At 40.1% G+C, this 22,228-nt stretch carries 15 protein-coding genes and 1 pseudogene; 10 read left to right on the top strand and 6 right to left on the bottom strand.

What is annotated here, in order from left to right:
- Position 1: 1 nt before the first annotated feature.
- The 4 genes from HUN01_RS28545 to HUN01_RS28535 form a co-directional block, all read right to left on the bottom strand.
- A complete protein-coding gene (locus HUN01_RS28545) occupies positions 2 to 559 on the bottom strand; it encodes a hypothetical protein (protein WP_181928988.1) in 558 nt (185 codons plus the stop codon).
- 530 nt (positions 560 to 1,089) lie between these two features.
- A complete protein-coding gene (locus tag HUN01_RS28540; protein ID WP_181928987.1) occupies positions 1,090 to 4,821 on the bottom strand; it encodes a plasmid replication protein, CyRepA1 family in 3,732 nt (1,243 codons plus the stop codon).
- Positions 4,822 to 4,953: 132 nt separating this feature from the next.
- Positions 4,954 to 5,094: a plasmid mobilization protein gene (locus tag HUN01_RS36755; RefSeq protein WP_476703928.1), complete on the bottom strand. Its 141-nt coding sequence runs from the start codon at positions 5,092 to 5,094 to the stop codon at positions 4,954 to 4,956.
- A 351-nt stretch (positions 5,095 to 5,445) separates the two neighbouring features.
- Positions 5,446 to 6,621, bottom strand: a complete 1,176-nt coding sequence (locus tag HUN01_RS28535; RefSeq protein ID WP_181928986.1) for a tyrosine-type recombinase/integrase — start codon at positions 6,619 to 6,621, stop codon at positions 5,446 to 5,448.
- A gap of 20 nt (positions 6,622 to 6,641) precedes the next feature.
- Between HUN01_RS28535 and HUN01_RS28530 the strand changes: the two genes are divergently transcribed.
- Positions 6,642 to 6,851, top strand: a complete 210-nt coding sequence (locus HUN01_RS28530; RefSeq protein ID WP_181928985.1) for a hypothetical protein — start codon at positions 6,642 to 6,644, stop codon at positions 6,849 to 6,851.
- A gap of 169 nt (positions 6,852 to 7,020) precedes the next feature.
- Here the strand turns inward: HUN01_RS28530 and HUN01_RS28525 are convergent, their stop codons facing one another.
- On the bottom strand, positions 7,021 to 7,611 hold the full coding sequence (locus HUN01_RS28525; protein WP_181928984.1) for a chromophore lyase CpcT/CpeT: 591 nt from the start codon (positions 7,609 to 7,611) through the stop codon (positions 7,021 to 7,023).
- A 215-nt stretch (positions 7,612 to 7,826) separates the two neighbouring features.
- Here HUN01_RS28525 and HUN01_RS28520 point away from each other — a divergent pair, with 215 nt between their 5' ends.
- The 7 genes and pseudogenes from HUN01_RS28520 to dnaB all read left to right on the top strand — a co-directional run bounded on the left by HUN01_RS28520 (position 7,827) and on the right by dnaB (position 17,354).
- Complete coding sequence (locus HUN01_RS28520) at positions 7,827 to 9,056, top strand: tetratricopeptide repeat protein (protein WP_181928983.1); 1,230 nt, start codon at positions 7,827 to 7,829, stop codon at positions 9,054 to 9,056.
- A 293-nt stretch (positions 9,057 to 9,349) separates the two neighbouring features.
- A pseudogene (locus HUN01_RS28515) lies at positions 9,350 to 10,264 on the top strand (YifB family Mg chelatase-like AAA ATPase); the annotation flags it as partial.
- A gap of 99 nt (positions 10,265 to 10,363) precedes the next feature.
- The gene (locus tag HUN01_RS28510; RefSeq protein WP_181928982.1) at positions 10,364 to 11,539 is read left to right on the top strand and encodes a tyrosine-type recombinase/integrase; all 1,176 of its coding nucleotides are present in this window, start codon (positions 10,364 to 10,366) and stop codon (positions 11,537 to 11,539) included.
- Positions 11,536 to 12,981: a tyrosine-type recombinase/integrase gene (locus HUN01_RS28505; protein WP_181928981.1), complete on the top strand. Its 1,446-nt coding sequence runs from the start codon at positions 11,536 to 11,538 to the stop codon at positions 12,979 to 12,981. The genes HUN01_RS28510 and HUN01_RS28505 overlap by 4 nt, the downstream gene beginning before the upstream one ends.
- 12 nt (positions 12,982 to 12,993) lie before the next feature.
- Complete coding sequence (locus HUN01_RS28500; RefSeq protein WP_181928980.1) at positions 12,994 to 15,162, top strand: tyrosine-type recombinase/integrase; 2,169 nt, start codon at positions 12,994 to 12,996, stop codon at positions 15,160 to 15,162.
- Positions 15,119 to 16,051, top strand: a complete 933-nt coding sequence (locus HUN01_RS28495) for a DUF6262 family protein (RefSeq protein WP_181928979.1) — start codon at positions 15,119 to 15,121, stop codon at positions 16,049 to 16,051. The genes HUN01_RS28500 and HUN01_RS28495 overlap by 44 nt, the downstream gene beginning before the upstream one ends.
- Positions 16,044 to 17,354 (top strand): replicative DNA helicase, encoded by a 1,311-nt coding sequence (dnaB, locus tag HUN01_RS28490; RefSeq protein WP_181928978.1) that lies wholly within the window; start codon positions 16,044 to 16,046, stop codon positions 17,352 to 17,354. The genes HUN01_RS28495 and dnaB overlap by 8 nt, the downstream gene beginning before the upstream one ends.
- A gap of 126 nt (positions 17,355 to 17,480) precedes the next feature.
- Here the strand turns inward: dnaB and HUN01_RS28485 are convergent, their stop codons facing one another.
- Positions 17,481 to 17,708 (bottom strand): hypothetical protein, encoded by a 228-nt coding sequence (locus HUN01_RS28485; RefSeq protein WP_181928977.1) that lies wholly within the window; start codon positions 17,706 to 17,708, stop codon positions 17,481 to 17,483.
- Between the two features lie 1,018 nt (positions 17,709 to 18,726).
- Between HUN01_RS28485 and HUN01_RS28480 the strand changes: the two genes are divergently transcribed.
- Together HUN01_RS28480 and HUN01_RS28475 are read left to right on the top strand one after the other, a co-directional pair.
- Positions 18,727 to 20,106, top strand: a complete 1,380-nt coding sequence (locus HUN01_RS28480; protein ID WP_181928976.1) for a DNA cytosine methyltransferase — start codon at positions 18,727 to 18,729, stop codon at positions 20,104 to 20,106.
- Positions 20,107 to 20,138: 32 nt separating this feature from the next.
- Positions 20,139 to 22,175 carry a Z1 domain-containing protein gene (locus HUN01_RS28475; RefSeq protein WP_181928975.1) on the top strand — a complete coding sequence of 679 codons (2,037 nt, stop codon included), beginning with the start codon at positions 20,139 to 20,141 and terminating at the stop codon, positions 22,173 to 22,175.
- Positions 22,176 to 22,228: the final 53 nt, after the last annotated feature.

The following is a 22,228-nucleotide window of genomic DNA, read 5'->3' as shown; positions in this document are numbered from 1 at the left end:
ATTAAACCTCCTCTTGATTGGCGATTTCTTCAGCGTCTACATCAATCGGTAATTGCTCTAAAAGCTTCCCAACGGCTAACGCCTCACTTATCAATTTCTGCCCTATCTCCGCACTCGAAACGCCAGCACTAGACAACGCTTTAATTTCAAATGGCTTGAGTTTTGTATCTGGATCGTCTCGGTATTTCTCTAGCGATTTTTTGGAGATGTCTAAACAATCAGCCGCTAGCTCAAGGTTAGCCCAGCCAAGGTTTGCACACCAACTTCTATATTTTTCTAAGCTTAAAACGTGCTTTTCTATTGCTAACTTAGTACCCAAATCTCGCGCGATTTCCTCCTCATGAATATCAAAAGCCTCTGCACGTTCTACCCATCGACCCTCGCCGCTCCAGCGATTAATCAGACCTACACTTTTATTCAGAGTCTTAGCTGTAAAATCTAAGCTTCTATTAACGCCGAAATCACGGTATACACAAAAAGCAGAATAAGATTTTGGCGAGTCCCATTCTGGACGGTAGCCCCAAATTTCATTAGATGCTCTTACTAAATCATTTTTCATTTTCAGTACAAGTTAGTATTAAAAAGTTACCCACACTTTTATTATACTTTATTTATTTTATATGCGTATATTTAAGATACGTACTAATTAATCACCCTGCATTTGTTTGACACATCAAGATTTTTTTGATAAGGAATATTCCTTAGCTTAAGAAATTGCTTTCTTCCGTTCCTTAGCTCTTACTAACATTTTCTTTAGATACAAAAATCCCCACTGCCGGAGTTAGAAAAGCAGCGAGGATTTTTGCACAAACGCGAACAAGCAAGAGTTTAGAAATAGCGATGAGTAGCGTCTATGTGACGCTTAATACTCAGCATAGCTCAGTACAGGCAGAAAAACAACTCTCCCTAGTCCCTTTGCATTGTTGTGGTGGTTGGGGGATGCCTCGCCAGAATGGTCATTAAGGCGGTTGTTTTTCTGTATTGGTAGGATTGGCGTTTAGAGCGCTTTAAGCGGTGGAATGGGGCAGAAAGCGCGGGAGTAATGAGTAATTAGTTAAGGGTATAAGTATTGGTCATACCCTTAGCGTTCTAGAACGAAGGCACTAGGCTGGGGTCAAACTCCCTGGCTAGTCGTTCCATCATCCGCACTGTTGGATCGGGTAGCTCCTTAGATTCATAAGCCTGGGGGAGCGGTTGTGGTTTTTGCTCATTTTTGATGGTCATTTCAATGGGCTGATTTATGGCCGCACCCCCTTGGTCTTTTATATAGGAAAAGTTAGTAGGGGGTGCGGCCATGTTTTGCCCTTGCCCTGCTTGGCTTTCAGCCTCTAAAAATTTAGCTTTTTTTGCCTCTAAAAAAGTCTCCCATTTTGGCGTGTTTTTGAGCGTTTTTTGATGCTCAATTACGCCCGTAATCTCATCCCAGTTTTGAGGGTCAAGAGAGTAAATTCTGAACGTCTCCCCGGTCGTCAGTCTTTTATCCTTGCTTGCTGGTTTGATGGCAAGTTTACCCAAGAGTTCGTTGACTAAATTAGCATCAGAGACTTTGTAGTTTTGTAGCGCTTCGTCAATCTCGCCCCCGATCGCGTTCTTGGTAATCTTGGCAGTATTCACTTTGTACCCCAGTAGGCGTTTGATATCGCTCTTATTGATACGGATATTATTTGCTACTTCCTTTACTAGTGAATTACCACCTTTAGAGGCATAGCTACCCCCACGGATAAGGTATTCAATTAAGTCAACTGCGCCGAGCTTAATGAATAGGTTGCGGCGTAGGCTGTAATATTTCTTGTCTCCTACAGATTTACCCTCTGCCTGGGTCAAATCTGCGGCGATCGCATCTTCTTCGCTGCCAAGGACGATCCGTAGCATCTTCACAGCGCTGGTAAAGTTCTTAGTCCGTTCCTTCTTAACTAGCTCTGGCGTTACCTCTAGCCCCGTTTCCTTATTTAAGAAAGTCTTTTTAAGTTCGTTCCGTTGCTCTTTAGTCAAGGAACCAGAACCCTTGAGTGCTTCCTTATATTCATCATCGGTTAAGAGTTTAGCGTGGGCGATCGCAATATCATCTTTCTCCTTGATTTCTTTCTTAATCTCTCGCCCTTCTTCACCTGCTAAGGTTTTCACTGTATCTTCACTGCATTCAATCTCTAAATCAAATCCAGCGCTTTCTAGCAGGTCACAAAGGCTTTGGGATGGATTAGCCATTGAAGCGTTTTCCCGTGCCCTAATGCCAAAACCGTGCATTAGCCAGTCCATCTCTGATGCTGGTATTGAGCCGTCGATTGTTGGGCAAGCACCTAATGGAGTTAGATGATCTAACTTGTCAAACCTTGCAAGAAACTTACCATTTTCTTTTTCGCTTCTAGTCAAGTCCTTAAGCATCTTCTCTTCGCTAATCTCTAGAGTGCGCTTACGAGGATTAACCCAAATCTCAATTTCACACTCAATCCGGTAACGGAATAACATTTGCGCTTGCTTACCTGCGCCGAAAGCATCACCAGTAAAGAATCCGTAAACCTTATCAAAGTGTGGAATTTCCAGGCTAACGGCTGTTCCAAGAGTCATTGTGTAACCGAGGATGTTGTAATTGGTATATTCCTCGTTAATCCGTGCTATGACCTCCTTAACACCCTTCTCGTTGGAGTTGTCGCCATGAGCGAAAAAGAACTCTTTGTCTGTAACTCCGACTTGGCTTAAGATTTTTTCAATCATTAGCAGGTCAGTTTTATTTTCACAGGCGATCGCAATCTTCTTTCCTGCGCGAACATCCCACACCATCCTCTCTAAAACTACGTCTTTTGTAGTGTTGGTGTTAACCTTAACCGTTCTACCAAGCCCTTTTTGCTCGGTGTGGTGGATTAAGTAAGCCTTCTTGCCGTCTCCACAAATCCCCTCGATAAAATCTAAACTTGCGTCGCACAAATCACGATCGGAACTGACAATGTATTCGGCATTCTTAATCAACCAAATCAGTTTGGCTCTAGCTGCTAGGCGATTACTTTTAATGTTTTGCGAGTGGTGGCAGTAGTCTAGTACTTGCTCAACCTCATCTAGAATAAGTATGAATTTTCTACCCCATGCCCATTTTTCGGGGTCTAACTGAGATGCTAAGGAATCAATGGTAATTGCAATCCGGCTACCCTCTCGGCTATGTAATGAATCATAATCACCGTTAGCCTTGAGCGCTTTGTGGTGGATGCAAAGAAACTTTGGTGAGGTGTTCTCTAACAGTGCGTTAAGGTGTCCAACTTGGATGATTTTACCGTTGTAACCCTTGCATAAACCAGAGATTAAGGTTGTCTTGCCGATGCCCCAATCCCCTTTTAAGCCTAGATGCCTAGAAGGAATGTCGCTTAGTTTAAGGTTTGGGAGATAGCCAGAAGATACTTCTACATCAGCTTTGCGCGTGAACTTAAATATAGCTTTCTCGACCCGCGCACGTTCATATTTCTCTTTCCAGTCCTCTGCCTCTTCCGGTGTAGGAGTGAATGGGGCAGCATCTACAAAGCCAGTCACTTTCTTAGCAAAATCTGCCCAATCTTTACCAGTGGGGTGTGTGACTGTGCCGTACTGGAGTGAATACTGATAAGTTAGAGCGTCAATGCCTTCGTTATCGGTACAGGTAGGGCAGTGAGCAAGTACAGTTCCGTCTTCTAGTTCAGACAGCCAAAAGCTAGTACCTGTTGTGGAATCATGCCACGGGCAACACCCGCGCTTATCTGCGCCGTCCCAATTGTGACCGCTCCAGTCAAACAAGCTACGGCCGCCCGTGCGTTTCCACTCGTTAACGGCATCTACCAGACTCCCGCCACCGATATAATTAAAGCCCAGCGCTTTACTGGTTTCTGCTTTAGTTTTACGAATAGCGGCTTTCTCTTCAGATGCCTTCTTCTTTGTATTTGCTGGGAGATATTCTTCACTTAAGCTAAGAATCCTCTTAATTTCAATCTCTTTCTTGAGGCGATTAAAATCCTTGGACGATAGAACGCGCTTAAGTTCTTTCCATCTTTCCTCTGAAAAATCTGCCTCATCGTAGAATTTGAAGTCTAAAGCCTCGAAACAGCGCTCCATCCCTTCGCTAAATGCTTCAGGTGTGTAGCGATCGCCAACTTTCTCTAGTAATTGCTCTTTCTCTCGTAATTGATTATCCTTTATTTCTCTACGAAGGAACCCAGGCGCTCTCATTGGTTGATGCGCGTTGGTAACGGCTGGATCTCCAATTAGAGCAATGCAGAGTAATTTAGCAAAATAAGAGCGACGGTCAATGTCTACACTTTCAGTAAGAATGTAGTGTGTGTGTTTTGATTTACCGCCAGAACCAATCAGTAGAGACGCTTGTAACCCACTCAATTCCTCTACGAATTTGATGCGTCCGAGTTGTTCTTCTTCTGTCCCGTCGTCCATCTCCGCGCCAATATCGTTAGAGGCGTAGGTGTAATCTTTGAGCGGGAACTCTTCAGGTTTACCAGGAATATAGAAGACCCCACCATAGTTTCTCTTTGCCAAATCAGAGAGAAATGTGTACCCGTCTGGATGTGGTGTGGTTCTCTTGCGTTCTGTGTTTTCCCCTTTGGTTTCCCAAACTTCGCCCAAGCTACCATCTTTATCTATTTGGCCAACTATGAATCGGTTATTGCCGATTTTGAACCAAGCTGTATCGCCTGAGTTATAACTGAGGCGGATAAATTCATCAAAAGCTTTGTAACCCGTCAGTGAGGTTATATCCTTTGCTCTGTCTAGCTTCTGACTCTTTTCTGTGATATAATTGTTGTAATAAAAATCTTGTTTTTGTTTTGGATCGCAACTATAATTCATAATCATGCCGGCCTTACGGCGTTAGTTCTAAGTAGTCCATCCACTTGCTTTCTCAGGGCGAAGGTGGATGGGTGATTTTTAAGAAAAAAAACTAAAAAAGCTCTCTAGTGCCAACTGGAGGGCTTTTTTATTTCTGGATCAATGTTTACTGTCACTAGCCGGCAACCCTGCGGCAACGCGCACGAGATTGGATACAGTAGAGCCTATTTTCTCGGCACGAATGGCAAGGCTTTTCTTCTCTGCTTGAGTGACTCTGATTTGTAGTCTTGTATCTTTCATGTTTCAACAGTTGAGTGCTTTTTTATACTCTATAAATACTGTAACACACGTGATACCAATTTACGGCATCACTTTAGTTTGCTTATGTGCTTTTACTTAGCCTCAAAACCTGTAACCCTTGCTATACAAGAAATACGAACTTCAGAAATTTGTAAAAAATAATACTTTGGTGCTTTCGAGAGAGTATTCTCATATCAAAAAAAGTTGATAGCGTAGAGCTAAGGATTTTCTTCTGTGCGTAAGAAAATAGATCCTTAATCTAAGGAATAAGGAATAAGGAATCAGAACGTTAGAGCTAAGGATTTTCTTCTGTGCGTAAGAAAATAGATCCTTAATCTAAGGAATAAGGAATCAGAACTCTGGGACTGAAGCTTCAGTCAAGACCCCCGCGTAATGTTTAAAAATAACTTCTGGAGAATTCCCAACCCAACGAGAAATCAGGGCCACGGGCACGCCGCGCTCCAAACATTCCGTGATGAAAGTATGGCGACAGTTATATGGCGGTCTGTAGCGGGTAACTTCCCCAGTTTCTACGAGTCTGGTAACGATGCCTTTGTAGGTTTTTTTACCAGACTGACATCCTCGCCACACCTGGGCCGTAAACTTACTAGCGTTTATTAATCCGCCTCGGTGGGACGGAAATACAGTAGTAGTAGGGGTAAAAATTTCTGGCTTAATCTCTAATAGCAACTTCCTTAATCTTGTGTTGCATGGGAATAGCCTACTTTTACCTGTCTTGGTGGTTTTGCGAATATTCAGCCTCGTGTCGTAGCTTTCTGCGAATAGTATCTCTGTACAATCAGGGTTAATGTGTTGCCAAGTAAGGGCTATCGCTTCACCTGGGCGACAACCCGTGAAGAAAAGGAAAGATGTGAACGGAACATAGTGCTTGTGTAGTTTGTGCGCTTCAAAAGCAGTAATTATTGACTCTCGTTCCTTAATCGAAAAAGGGTCAATAGCAGCGGTAAGAGTATTACTTTTAGAGTTCTTGATGTCAGTTGCCAGCCCATCGAAAGGGTTGATCGGCAGTAGTTTTGATTTCACAGCCCATCGACAGCAAGCAGATAGGTATGTAAGTACTCGTTTCGTAGTCTCTGTAGAGGATTTAGCTAAAAGATAGTCTCTTATCTGTATAGCGTTCCGAGCATCTTTACTGGGGAGCGTTCTAATATGATTAGCGAACTTCCGAACGTAGTCCTTCTGATAAGTCGTCTCGGACAGTTGCGATCGCATAAACTCACAATACTTTTCCCAAAGCTTCTCTAAATTCCAAACCCATTCTTGAGCTTGGAATAAGGTTGTACTTTGAGGCTTGTATTTATTGAGTGTCCAGTCAAAATCCCCCTTGGCTATATCCTCTTCTATCGCCCAAGCAATAATTTGTGCTTTTTTATGGTTTTCTTGCGTCGCAGATATGCCAGTACTGAAATACCTAGACGATCCTTTAGCTATAGAAGATGGTAGCCGCAGCCTAAAAAAACCACGGAAGTTTTCGATACCAATAGTATTCCTGGATGCCCCGACCACAGTAAAACCTCGCAAAAAAAATGATAGCTAATAGAAAAGAACAGCTATCATTTTCTAACGAGAGATTTGGTTATACTCCTGTGAGAAATGACCGAAAGGCTTATTCTGCCAAGGTTTGGGACTTACTAGTTACCATCTCTAATGACTTTTGCAGACCTCTGCCTTACCACTTGGCTATGCCGCCACAGCGGGATTCCCGGAACTACTCTAATCTTTTTAAGATATTTTAGTAGGCATTGGGCGCTAGTTAAACCATGATAGCATAGGATTCTGAGCTAGAGATAGTGGGTTAACTGGATGTTTCTAGTAGTATTTAGGCGATCGCTAAAAAATCCTAATAACGGGTTGACTATCTGCACAAACAACTCTTAGCAGATTAGAGTTATGAGTTTTAATTCCTCACACTTTTACTTCATCGGCAAAATTACTCCAACGGACAAAGTGAAAGGGACCGGCGATAGAACCCCAGAGACGTTCGTCGGTGTCTAAATCTCTTCCCCTATCAAGGCTGAAAAATTCTTTAGCGTCAATCTCAAATTCGTTATCCAGATAAGTATTTTTGCCGTCACGTACAACTATGCAGCCTTTACCAGGTTCAACTCTGCCTTTGAAGCTCTTACCTGTCCACTCTACAATCATGTTGCAGCCTGACATTTTTTCCAATTGCTCAACAGACAACTCTTTGAGGCGTTCGGGTTCACGAGATGCACCGTAAAATTTTTGTTCTTCTTTAACGGTGTAGTGTTCAATAGCAATGTGGTTTTCTGCCTGTATCAAATTCATTACCCGCATCCGGTAGGGTTGATTGAGCATAAAATCATAAGCTTGTTCGAGAAACAAACTTACCCCTGAGAACAATTCCAAGGGAAGAGGACGGATACAGACGCGGATATGAGCATAAAAAGGCGGATTTTCAAAGGCTTGTTCTTGATTGCTAAAGTCAGCTGCCATCCAGCGGGCTAAGGTGGCGATATCAGTGGAATGAGTCATTACAAAACGATTAACTAGTTGCTTAAAAATTATCTAGAATTATTTTGACACTTTCTCGACTCAAAAATCCCGGCTGCGATACCTTTGGTCGGCTTTGCCTACGCAATTATTGAACTTAAATATAAGATAGATACTCTAACTGTAGAAAATCAGGATGCTTTAGATGAATCGTAGAATTACCTTATGTAACCAACTCAAGGCAAAGTAAAGTACCCATGCTCAGGCGCTTAATTGTAATCGTTACTGCCACTATACTCTTTAGCAGTTCCTTGGCGCTGGCACAGAGTCAGAAGCCCAAACCACCGGATAAATTTCCTCCCAGTCCTCTTGAGATTACCACACCTGATCCACTGCTACCGCGATCGCCTAAAGATAAACAGCCGTTAACTCTCCAAGAACGGCAAAAGTTAGAGCCAGCGTTAGATGGGTTAAATCAAGAAGCTGCGGCGAAACTGCAAGCAGGGGATAAGGTAGGGGCGTTTGAAATTTGGAACCGAGAACTGCGCTTGCGGCGCTTTTTCGGTTCATTAGCAGAGGTGCAAGCACTATCACGAGTTGGGGCGATCGCTTGGAATCAAAATGACGGACAAGAAGTACAATATATTACTCAACGATTGCAAGCGATTCAAAAGCAGGCCCAATCTCAGAAAACAACTGCTCCAATTGATTTAGAATTGTGGCGAGCGCTAGGTCAAGCTTATCAGAATGTGCGATCGCCTAAACTAGCTCTGGAAGCTTACGACCAAGTTTTGCTAGTAATACGACAGCAACAAGATACAACAGCCGTAGTAGAAACCCTCAAAATAATTGGAGAACTACATTTGAGTTGGTTTGATTATCCCAAAGCTGCGCCAATCTACGAAGAATTATTGAGTTTAGCTACTGCCCAAGGTGAACGTGTAAACGAGGTAACATATCTGCAACGACTAGCTTACATCTACGAGCAGAGCCAACAACCACAGCAATCATTGAATATACGTAATAAACTAGTAGAAATTTACATCAATGAGAATAAGCTTACTGAAATACCAGAATTAAAACTAGCGATCGCCTCAGATTACGAACTTCTAGCCAAGAAAGATCCTAACTTACTGCTAGAAGCTTTTAACAATTATCAAGAAGCTTATACCACTGCTTGGCAATTACAGGAGTATGCTCGTGCTGGTGAAGCTTTGCAGAAGCTAATTGCGCTGTACCGTTCTCAAGGACAAACAGACGAGGCTTTGCAGGCTAGCCAAATTCTTGTGCAGACACAGACGCAAGCTGCCAACTTTTACGGAATGATGCAAGCTTATGACCAAATTGGGCAATTGTATCTAGAACGCAAAGAGTTTCCGCAAGCACTAACAGCTTTTCAAAAAGGCTTAGAACTGGCACAACAACTCAAACATGAGGAAGCATACTTTACCGGACAAATTGAAAAACTCTCGAAAGCAAATTTTTAATTGATAAGTAGGTGGGCGTAAATAAAGTTAACTAGTGAGGGTCGTCATTTGTCATTTGTCATTTGTCATTAGTAAGGGTTTTAGGCGTGTTTACTTTTAGTAAGATAGTTTAGTTTATTTCCACCTACCTACTTACTACAGTTTGGCACTACTGCCAAACTAAGACTGTGAATGAATTGGGAAGCCTACATTTGCTGCAAGCGGTAAGTGGAGAAATCGTCTATGTGGTTTCACTAATGCCAATCTACCAACTCATTTGTTAGAGATTTGAAAGGTTTACTCTTATATAAGAAATGCTTGCTAGAGTCTGGAGTGCATCAATTGTGGGCATCGATGCCGTCAAAGTAGGCGTGGAAGTCGATGTTTCAGGAGGATTACCGGGAATTGTTGTCTTGGGACTGCCAGATTCAGCGATTCAAGAATCAAGAGAAAGAGTTAAAGCAACTTTGAAAAATGCTGGCTTTGCCTTTCCGATGCGAAAGATAGTAATTAATTTAACTCCGGCAGATTTACGCAAAGAAGGCCCCTGTTTCGATTTGCCGATTAGTGTGGGAATTTTGGCGGCTTCTGAACAAGTTAGTGCTGATTTATTGGGGGATTATCTATTTTTGGGTGAAGTCTCTTTGGATGGCAGCTTACGCCCTGTGGCTGGTGTATTACCGATCGCAGCAGCAGCCCAAAAGATGGGAATTGCCGGTTTAGTTCTCCCTGCTGATAATGCCCAAGAAGCGGCAGTAGTCGAAGGTTTGGCTGTTTATGGCTGCAAACATTTGTCTGAGGTGGTGGATTTTTTAAATAATCCGGGGCGTTACAAACCCGTACAGATGGATAGTACAACAGAGATCACAAAAGAATCTTACCCTGGCGCAGATTTGCATGATGTGAAAGGACAGGCTCACGCGCGTCGTGCTTTAGAAATTGCTGCGGCTGGTGGGCATAATCTAATTTTTGTCGGGCCGCCCGGTAGTGGCAAGACGATGTTAGCAAGGCGCTTACCGGGAATTTTACCGCCTTTGAGCTTTGCCGAATCTTTGGAAGTGACTCGCATTCATTCGGTAGCTGGTTTACTGAAAAATCGTGGTTCATTGGTACGCGATCGCCCTTTTCGCAGTCCCCACCACTCGGCATCCGGGCCTTCTCTTGTGGGTGGTGGTAGCTTCCCTCGTCCTGGAGAGATTTCATTATCTCACAGAGGTGTACTTTTTCTATTTTATATACATTAACTATCTATTCAAAAAAACAACAACAATACCACTAATCGTGTAAACTTATTTTTAAGTAAGTTATTCACGTTATTCATGCTATTCATGGTGGCTAAAGTTCTGGACTCAGTACAACGCTTGCCGGACGGTAAAGAATTAGTTCGGTGGCATCTAGTAGATGATAATTATCAGGTTATTAAGCCTGTTGAGCAGTTTTTGCGGTTTAAGCAATCATCCGGTTCTGCTATCGGAACAATTAAGACATACGCAGAGAAGCTCAAAGCTTTCTGGAAATATCTAGACATAAAAGTGCTTAACTGGCAGGACTTTGATCTAGAGGAAATGGCTGAGTTCAACCACTGGTATTTAACTGGTGGGTTGCTGCTTGATGAAAATTTTGTCTCTTCTAACTCAGAAAATATCTTGGTTCCACGTAACGAATCTACAGTGAACTTGGCATTGACTGCTGTGGTGCAATTCTATGATTTTCACGTCAGGAGAAAAACTTTCGATGACAAAAACCTGTGCGTATATCGCAAACCCCGTAGAGAGAAGCAAAGTGGGATGTTTGCAGGCTACAGAAAGGAGTCACCTGTTAAAGTCAGGTTGGTAAAAAATAAGGAGCGGGAAAAGTTTCCTGGTTGTTTAACCCCTGATCAAGTGCGTACCCTAATTAATGCCTGTTACCAAAATCGAGACAAGCTAATCCTTTGGCTCCTGGCTGATACTGGTATGCGAAAAGGTGAACTACTGGGGCTTCATTGGTCTGATATAGATTGGAATGCTCGAACACTGAAGATAGTACGTCGAGACAATATTAATCAGGCTTATGCTAAAGGTCGGGAACGCGAACTTTCTATAGCTGGACTTATGACAAATCGAGAGTTTTGCAAAATCCTTAGTAAATACTCTGATATCGATTATCCCCATGATGTTGTTAAAAATTTGGGACATGACATGGTTTTCGTCGTCTTACATAAAGGTTCAGCCAGTTACGGTAAACCATTGGAACCGCAAAATCTAAACAAGTTGCTAAAACGACTTCATCAAAAAACAGATATCGACATAACAAGGGTATATCCGCACTTGTTCAGGCACACCTTTGCAACTCACAACATTCGTAAGGGAAGGGAAAAAGGACAAGATCAAGAGAAGACAGCAAAGAGTGTACAACGACAATTGGGGCATAAGTCAATCGCTACAACCTTAGATATTTATGAGCATTCCTTTGACGAGGCTGAAATGTTAAATGAAATGGAACGTGTAACAGAAGGAAAATGACCGTAGCATTACAAGAGGCACAACTGTTTGAAATACTTTCTCATCCTGGAAATATAGCATCTACATATATCACTGATGTAAGGTTGCAACGAGATATCTGGAATATAGAGCAGGACTTACCTCTACTGAGAGAAGAGGCACACCTAGCCGGACGTAAGAATATAAATTTTCAGATAATTATTCTGGAGTGGTTGAAAGATTTAGTTAAGCTGGCAGCACTTATTGCGGTCGGAAACCGACGGTGGAGCTTAAGTAGGCTATCCAATATTGTTAGTGCAGTGAATAAATTTAGTGTTTGGTTGGTTAATCAGGGGTATGTCACACCATCTGTATTAAATTATCAAGTTGTGCAAAAGTGGGCAGAAAATGTAACCGAAGTTAATGAATGTGCTGTTTTAGGATTCCTTTCTGTACTAAATGAGCTAGGTTGTATTCAGTTTAAAATTCAAGGGAGTTGGCCATCTAATAAACAAGCAAAATCTCCTAACATTATCCCAGAGGAGGTTAAACATAAAATTGATCTAGCTTTGGAACAACTAGATAAACCTATCTATCTCATCTTCAAGTTACATGAGGCGTTGGGAACTAGAAGTATAGAACTTGCTAAAATTCCTTTGGATTGCTTAAGGACACGTAAGGAGATACACCGAATCCGTCTATGTACAGGTAAACAAAACGACATAGAACAAGAGCAAGACATACCTGAAGAATTGATACCGCTAGTGCATCAACAACAGGCATTTGTCCGGGAGCATTTTGGGGACACATTCTCGTGGTTGTTTCCCAACTGGAGAAGCCGTAGACCAGGATTTTCGGGTAAAGGTTGGCCACCCATTTTTGCATACCATCAAGAGCAAATTATAAATGTAGGGCATAAACTTAATCAGCTACTAAAATCGCTTATTGAAGAAAACGATATTCGTACTAATGATGGCAATCTAGCGTATGTAACGACTCACATGTTTCGACGCACTTATGCAACAGTAGCTGATCGTATGGGTAAACGCCCAGATTTAATTCAGCATGGGTTACGACATACTAATCCCAATATGCAGGACTCCTATGTTTACGTTTCACCACAACAGCAGGAAAAGCGTATAGAGAGAGTGCTAGTAAACAAAGATGGAGAACGGACTACTATTTATTTTACAGACCAAGATAGTGAATTCATTCGTGAAGAATGGACAGTTAGACAGGTGGAACTAGGACTTTGCGCTCGACCTGACATTATTAAAGAATGCAAGTCTGAATATGTATGTTTAGGTTGCGAACATATTCGTTTTTCACAGGAGCATTTACTTAAATTAATAGAGATAAAACAGGCAAACCAACAGTTATTGGATAAATGCCTGGAAAACAATCAATCAGACAGTCGTCGCGCTAATAGCGCTCGTCAGTTCATCAATATTCTTAACCCTATCATTGTTAGCTTGCAACAGTAAAAGAGATACATAATGAGTCAAGACAAAGCTCAACCTGCGGATGTAAATTGTCCATACTGTGAGAGTTCTGAAACTATTAAAAGAGGAAGCCCTCAAGAACGCAAACATGGGGTTGTCCAGCCATGCCTATGTAAGGAATGTGGTAGGAGATTTACGTTGGGCGGTAAACAAGCTCAAGCTCAACCTGCGGATGTAAATTGTCCATACTGTGAGAGTTCTGAAACTATTAAAAGTGGAAAACCTATAGAACGCAAACATGGAGTTGTCCAGCTATGCCTATGTAAGGAATGTGGTAGGAGATTTACGTTGGGCAGTAAACAAGCTCAACCTGCGGGTGTAAATTGTCCACACTGTGAGAGTTCTGAAACTATTAAAAATGGGAAGCCTCTAGAACGCAAATATAGTGTTGTCCAGCTATGCCTATGTAAGGAATGTAATAGGAGATTTACGTTGGGCGGTAGAAAGAGACGAACTATTTCCCATGAAGGTAAAGTTATATATAGCTATTGGGATGATTCAGAGTTGCTGATTATAGACAATGTTTCTTGTCCGAATTGTAAGCAAAACGAGGTAGTATTAAAAACAGAGTATTATGACAATAAAAGACATAAACAAACAAAAAGAATGATTTGCTTAAGTTGTAGTCAAGAGTTTACGGGAGAAGGAAAAGACTGGAGTAATAGTACAAAGCGAAAGCTTGGAAAAACAATCCCTTTGGAGCCTTGGGAGTTTGAGAAAGACAGGTGGGATTTACGAGTACTCTATCCAGGCATTGAGGAGTACAAATTAAAGAGCTTATTTCTAAACTTTACTAACTGTGGTTCAAACTGGTTCGTAAATTTGATTAAAACTTATGTAATTTGGCGTATCAATTCTGGCATAAAAGGAAAAACAGTGTTTGCAGAACTACATAATTATAGGCATTTTGGGTGGTTTCTTGAACGGCAGGGCGTAACTTGTATCGAGGAAATAGATCGAAATTTGCTAGCAACTTATTACAATAAAGAACTTTGCCATTTAGCAAATAGTACATTCATAAATTTTATTTCCCGCCTGTCCACTTTTTTTAACTGGGGAAATGAAACGCAGAATTTTATCACTCCATCTACGCTAATTTCTTCTTTTGACTATCCAAAAATTTTCAATGAGGAACCTGATCCATTAGAAGACTCTGTTATCGAAGCAATTATAGAGAATCTTCATATTTTACCAGAATCACTACAGCTAATGTTCATGCTAGGTTTTCATCTTGGGGCACGTCCGGGCGAACTGTGCTATCTTCGTAAAGACTGTTGCAAGCCCGACCAGGACGGGACTATTTGGTGGGTGGAGTTTGAGCGTGAAAAATCATCGGACGAACATAGGCTACCCGTTCCAACTGAGATTGTTCACCTTATTAAAAAGCAGAAAACTTACATTAATGAACTTTTTGGTGATGACTATCCTTACCTTTTCTGCCATTATCAGCAATTAGGGATAACTGGTTATCCAAACTATCCACAGATGAAAGCTATAAAGCGCCCGCCAATGGTTGCAGCTTTTGATAACCCTATGGTTAAAGTCATTAGATTTCTCATCGAAAAATGTAAGATTCTAGACAGCAACGGAAAACTGGCAAACTTCACTGGAGCTATTCTACGGCCATCACAAGCAACACAACTTATAAACACTGGTTATAGCCTAAATTTTGTCCGTAGCTGGCTTAAACACCGTAGTGAAAGAACTACAAGGCGGCACTATACGCGCTATAAGGCTGGTCAACTGCTGGATGTAGCTAGTGTAATGGCAAATCTTGATCAGAAATATTATTCCTACGATAGCAATCCTGAAAGCCTGAATCCTGAAAGCCTACGCCAGAATTCAAAATTACATGAATTGGATGGGCTAACAATGCTCAGTGGGGAACCCCTTTATGGCTACTGCTCTTTCCGTGAATTCTGTCCCCGCTTTGGAAAGTGCTACACCTGCGGTTATCATATTGCTTCTGCCGATAAACTTTTTTATTACAAATCTCAACTTGAGCGATTAAAAATAAAAGAGGAGATTGCCTTTAGTCATGGCTCTTCAGAAATTTATCAAAGTTATCAACAAATTGTAAACGCTCTAGAGAGTATTATTGATGCGCTAGAGGGAGCAGATGAACAAGGAAAAGAAGCGACAAATTCACCGGAACTGGGATGAGACAGAACGTAGCCGTCATGGTCAACAGGTGCGAGAACGTTCTGCCCGTGAGCGTGAGGAGAGAATTCTTTCTGCTCAAGCTGTCATTCAGGAAATGCTAAATCAGGGTGTCACTATCAGCCAGAATGAGGTGGCAAGGCGAACTGGTTTCAGTGTTGGCTTTGTTAATAAACACCTGCGTGATGAAATTGAAAAAGCACAGAAACAACAGAAGGAGTCCGCCCAGAAACCACGCACTGCACGCAACATTGATGCATTAGAAAATGAACTAGAAAAACTCAAAGCATCAAATAAGCGCTTGCAAACAATACTAGATGAGCAGCGGCGAATGAACAGGGAGCTTCTAGCCCAGGCTGCACAGGTTGTAGGCTTAGAGGATGAGGTAAAGCTTTTACGAATTGTGATTAAAGACTTGAAAGCTTCTTCGCCTACTGCCCAAGAAAAGGTAGTTAATTTACCTGTACAAAATCTACCTGCTCACGGAGATAATGTTGTACCAATTAATGGTCAAACATCTAAAAATAGCGAAGATGAATTAAAATCTCAGCAATTAAGCTTTATGAAACAAGTTGAATACGAGTTATATGCGCTAAATATTAAATTTAATGCAACATTTAAGAAACTGATTAAATCAAAGCCCGAATCTGTTGTTAACAATGCGATTCAAGCTTTAAAACAAGCTATGATTAAAGGCGATAAGATTGATGATTCTAGTAAATGGCTATACGCAGCAATTAAGGAAGAATATGTACCAGAGAACAAACCTGAAACCACATCTAATTCCTATATAACTTATTTTGATAATAGGCAGTCAATATTAGAGGAAGAATTGGCTTCACGAGAAGAACTGAAAGTTTTAAGTAGTATTTTTGCTCAACCCAATGACTGAGAAATTTCTTCCACAGGATACAGATACCGAAGAAAGCATACTAAGCAGTATTTTGCTAGATGCTAGTGCTATTAGTAAAACCGCCGATAAACTTCCTGTTGATGCTTTTTACTTATCTGCCCATCAACAAATTTATAAAGCAGCCCTAGAATTGTATTATCAAGACAAGCTAACAGATATAACAACTGTTGGCAGTTGGTTGTCCGACCACAAGCTGCTGAGAAACATTGGCGGACGAAATAAACTAGCCCAGTTAGCCAATAATAAAGTATCAGCAGACAACATAGACAGCTATACTGAATTAGTTTTAGAAAAATATAAACGCCGCCAGCTAATTGAAGCAGGAAGTAAAATTGTTGAGCTAGGTTTTGACACTACTATTGATTTAGAGAAAGTTATTGATTTATCAGAAGAGAAAATATTCAAAATTACAGAAAATAAAGTTGATAAATTCAGCCCAAAAGCAATCAGTAATTCTCTATCATTGATTGTGAAGCAATTAGGGCAGGAAGTAACCCCTGCTTTATCCACAGGATTAATAGACTTAGACAAATTAATGGGTGGATTGCTGAATGAAGATTTAATAGTGATTGCAGCCAGAGCTTCAATGGGGAAAACTTGGCTCGGCTGTCATTTTGCAAATCACGTTGCCCTAACCTACAATCTTCCTGTAGTATTTTTCAGTTCTGAGACAAGTAAAGAACAGCTAACGAAGCGATTTTTAGCAATGCACGCTAAAATTAATTCTCATCGACTGATTCATAACAAAATTTATAAAAGTGAGGTAGCTGAACTTCGTAAAGCTTTAGAGGTATTGTATAGCTTACCTATCATTATTGATGATACACCAGCCAGTCTCCAGAATCCCATTAGAATGCGCTCTGCATTGCGTCGAATTAAGTTTGAAAGGGGGAATTTAGGATTGATAGTCATGGACTATATCCAAAAATTAGGAGACAGAGCAGCCTCGAATCGAGCGCAAGCAATTGGAAAATTCTCTGGTGCATTTAAAGACCTTGCCAAAGAGTTTAGCTGTCCTTTTGTGGCATTAGCACAAATTAATCGAGGTGTCGAAAATCAAACAGACAAACGTCCTGCAATCGCAGATATTAAGGATTCAGGCGATATAGAACAGGATATGGATGTAGGGCTGCTTCTTTATAGAGATGAATATTATGATTCTAAGACCCCAGACAAAGGGGTGATGGAGATTAACGTAGCAAAGAATCGAAATGGTGCTACTGGAGTTTGTAAAGTGCTTTTTGATGGTAGCATCGGAGAAATTCGTAATATAACAGTTTGATTTAAAATAAATAATTCACTTGAACTACCTGTGTTAATATTCCATAACTTAAATCATTTGCTGAATTAAAAAATCTTGGGTGGGTTATTGGGTGAGAAATATTGCAGGAGTATGCTAGCTAAACTGTTAGCCAGGATTTTCAGTTGGAACGAAACTCAGGGTTTGCTCAATTGATTTCAGCGCTGATTGAATATCTGCGTTTAATGCATCTGCCTCAACTTTAATAACAGATATACCCTTCCCAATTTCTGTCAGGGTTTTTTTTACAGTTCTGATTCGTCCCAAAGCTGTGCGGATTTGGTGAATCTGTTGTTCAACAGCAGTCACATCCAATTCTGATTCAAAGCTACGCAATTTATTTAACCTTTGCTGGATCACTAAAAAGCGGATAGCAATGATTAAAAATGGATGGGTTGTGGCAATCCAATAACCGGACTCAGAAACTCCCTCTGCCCAATCACCGATTTCCTGGGCTAATCCCTCACGGGAATAACTTAAAAAATTGCCGAATTTGCAGAACGCCGCAGCATTGCTGACTGTAAATGTTGAGGGATTGCCATGCGATGAATCAGGACATGGCTTTGTGTCAATTCAATACTGGAGGGCCAATGCGGTTCGGATAAGCAGGAGAAGCAAGAGGGTATATGTTCAATTCTTTTTTCCCCTGCTCCCCCTGCCTGCCTCAACCAAGAAATTCCTTAACCGAACGGTATTGGGACAGCATCTTATTCGTTTTGTCTTTCTAAGGTATAAAAATATAGTTGCTGCTTTGTGATATGGATCACTCTCTTTTAGCAAAATTAGGAGAAAGTAGATCCAAACGAGGACAACTGCGAAAAGCCATTAAGTGTGTTGTAATTTTTACACCAGCAACGCTAATAATTCAATGGGAAAGGGTGTTATGCTACCTACGGTTAAGGTAAGTGGTAAAGGACGAAATGTTTAGTATTCTAAGGCTGATTTGTTGGCACTGATAGTGATGGAACATTTACTGTTAATACGGTTAAACGCTTAAATATGTTATGTATGTAGCTCTATAAGCACCCAAAGGAGGGCCTTGGTTATTCAATGAATCTATTATCTAAAAATAGATGAAGTATCTCATATTCTTAATCACGCGAACCGCCACATGAATAGCCTTTAAAAATGGCGAGTTTGACAAGCAAGCGGCATCAGAGGCACTTTATTAGAAACAAATTATAATACCGTTTTACTGTGTTTATGTGCATCAACAATTAAAGAAAATCTCCAAAACTATGCTAAATAAGTGCTAATACTACAATCATAATATTTGTTTCAATTTTTACATTAGTATTCAGCCCAAATGAAAAGTATCTTATAATTTAATTCTTTGTTTGATAAAAAATATTTCATGATCAAGCCAGCTTGCAATCCAGGTTCAAGAGTTCGTTACAGAGCGAATATCAAATTATCTAAAGAGCAAGATCAAGAACTTAATAGCTCTTTATCTTCGATATCTGAAGATACTGCTTTACATGGTGCGCTTACAGCATCCAGAAATGATGTACGTGTCGTGGAGCTTTTTGCGGGAGCAGGCGGGATGGGCGTTGGATTTCTGATGGCTAGCGATAAAACAAAAGGCTTTAGAATTATAAACTCTGCCGAAATTAATCCAATTTTTTTAAAAAGTCTCGAAACTAATTATAAATATTTTTATGACTCAATTAACAGGGTTGAAGATAGTATTCCTTCTGATTTTATTCCTATCGATTTAACCAAAAAAAACGATTGTCAACTTGTACATGAAGCTGTCAAAAAAGCAGATGGGGTTGATATTGTTATTGGTGGAACACCTTGCCAAGGGTTTTCACAATCTAATCGAACTAATTGGAATGCTAAAAATACTTATAATCAACTCGTTGAGTACTTTATTGAATGTTCTTTAGAACTAGCACCAAAAGCAATTCTTTTGGAAAATGTGCAAGGTATTTTATGGACTCCTCGTTCTAATAAAAGTAAAAATAAGCACAAATTAACGGTAGTTGATTATATTGCAAAAAAATTTACGGATGCTGGATATGTTCTTTTTCCCACAGTTCTAGATGCTGCTTGGTATGGAGTTCCCCAACACCGGAATCGATTCTTCCTATTGGCATTGCACAAAGATTTAGGTTATACAGTTGATCATTTTGGTGAATGGGGAGCATTTCCGTTACCTACACATGGAGCAATGGGTAAACATAACTATGTGACAGTAAAAGAAGCAATTGCTGACCTGCCTGTGGTTGAAAATGGTGAAGGGCGAGTTATTCAGGAGTATGACGAACCTACACTGGGACAATTAAGCTCGAATCCATTTTTGCAACAAATGCGCCAAATGGCGATTCCAGGTACTATTGAAGGTCACATTGTTTCAAAACAAGCGAATTATGTAATTGATAGATATAGACATATTCCGGCTGGTGGCAACTGGCAAAATATTCGACACATGATGACTAACTATTCCGATATAGAAAATACTCACAGTAATATCTACAAGCGATTAAAATGGGATGAACCTTCAATCACAATTGGCAATTATCGTAAAAGTATGATAATTCATCCAGAGCAAAATAGAGGATTATCATTGCGAGAAGCTAGTCGTCTACAGTCTCTTCCTGATTGGTTTACTTTTTGTGGTAATACAGATAATTCTAAAACTTTAGGTATAATGCACAAGCAACAGCAGTTAGCTAATACTGTAAGTTTCCTTTTAACGCTTAAAATAGCACAATACATACTAAAACTATAATTTTGTATTTAATAGATTAAGGAGGTAAAAATATGGCGCAAATAAATACACTTAATGGAGATAATATTACTAATCTTAGGGAGTATTTAAATGATGAAGAGAATATCTCATACGCTGATTTTCAGCAAATCCTTGAAACTGCCTCTGAAGTATTAGAAGGATGTTTGGAAACTACAAAAACTGGCTCTGTTAAAGGATTGATTTATGGTCACATTCAAAGTGGAAAAACATCAATTATTTTGACAACGATGGCTTTAGCAGCAGATAATGATTTCAATAATTTTGTAGTAATGACATCCAATTTAAATGATATCTATGAGCAAACGCTTGAAAGAATTAAAGGGGCATTAGATAGTTTTCAAGTTTTTGGGAAGGCAGAAATTAGACAAACTTCAAGAGCTACTCATGGTTTACCACTAGCTTTAGTTTGTCCTAAAGATCCACGTCGTTTGCGAGATGCTTTAAATATCGTCCAGCTATCAAACTGGCAAAATCAACCAGTTATTATTATTGATGATGAGGCGGATCAAGCTAGTTTAGATACGAATATTAATGATCAAAACAAACCTACAAGTTCAGTAAATAGAGCAATTGTTAATTTAAGAGATTATCTGAATTCTCATACATACTTGCAAACTACCGCTACTCCTCAAGCATTACTATTACAAGATAGTCAAAGTGCTTTCAGACCAGATTTTGTTATTGTCACTACACCAGGTACAGGTTACGCGGGTGGTAACTACTTTTTTGGTAACAGTAACTTTAATAATTCAGATCATATTCGTCTAGTGCCTGACATTGATCTTGATAGGTTACGGAACAGCAGCAGTATTCCTGATACTGTTATACAGTCAATGCTGGTGTTTTTTCTAGGATCAGCAATTTTAAGACTACAGGGAAATTCTAAAAAATATACCTATTTACTCCATACTAGTTTTAGACAGGGAGATCATCATTTAGCAGCAGTATTAGTTGATAACTTTAAGAATGAATTGACGAACCAACTTAAACAAAATCCTAATAACCCAATAACTGGTGCGTCTGCTATTCTCACAACACAATTACAAAATGCTTATAATGATCTAAAACAAAGTTTTAGTAATGTTCCATCATTCGATGATGTTTTAATAGAAACAGCAAGACGAATTACCTCTACAGAAGTTATAGAAATTAACTCTGATACTGGTGAAGGAATTAGGCCTAATCCAGCACGAAGACATACCCTCTATATAGGGGGTACAAAAATAGGTCGTGGTGTCACTGTCAAGAATCTTCTAGTTACTTACTACGGTAGAGATGCTCAACAACCACAGATGGATACAGTTTTACAGCACGCAAGAATGTATGGATATCGTCGAAATGAATTACTAGCTATTCGTATTTACTTGCCACTTCATTTAGCTCAAAGATTTGTTGACATTCATGAGAGTGATGATTTAGTCAGAGAACAGTGCCAAGCAACTCATTTACCTATTCAGCTTATTCCTTTGATGGCAAGAGGAATTAAACCGACTCGCCGTAATGTATTAAATGAAAATACAAATCGAATCACTTATCAAGGAGGAAAACAGTATTTTCCGTCATTACCAATATCTGAACCTCATATTTTGGGTAATCAAACCCAAGAACTTGATTATCTACTGTCTAATACTAAATATTCTAATCAGCAACACCCATATACGGTAACAATTGATGAGCTTTTAGAGGTTCTGGATTTTCAGTACAAAACACCTGGATCAAGCGGTGCTTGGAATGATGATTTGATTAGGCAAGCCATTTCTGCCCTCCGAGATCAGCAAAGATACCAAAATATAGGTACATTAGTTATCGTTAATCGATCAGCAGATATTGGGAAAAGTCAGTACAGGAGCTATTCTGAAATAGGAGCTGTTTTACCTGGCAATGCTGGAAACACTCCGTATGGAATTAACCCCAATTATCCTACATTATTAATGACTCGAACTAATGGAAAAATTGCTCCTCCTAAAGGCTGGGATGGAGTACCTTTTTGGATTCCAGTTATCCGATTTCCAGATGGTAGCTATGCGTTTTCTGTAAATGAAAGCTAATTTAAATTTTTTTAATTACCTTAGATCACTAACTTTTGATAAGTTACTATCTT

Origin of the sequence: Nostoc edaphicum CCNP1411, assembly GCF_014023275.1 — a bacterium.
In the GTDB taxonomy this organism is placed as follows: domain Bacteria; phylum Cyanobacteriota; class Cyanobacteriia; order Cyanobacteriales; family Nostocaceae; genus Nostoc; species Nostoc edaphicum_A.
This window is presented reverse-complemented; position numbering and strand designations above follow the sequence as displayed.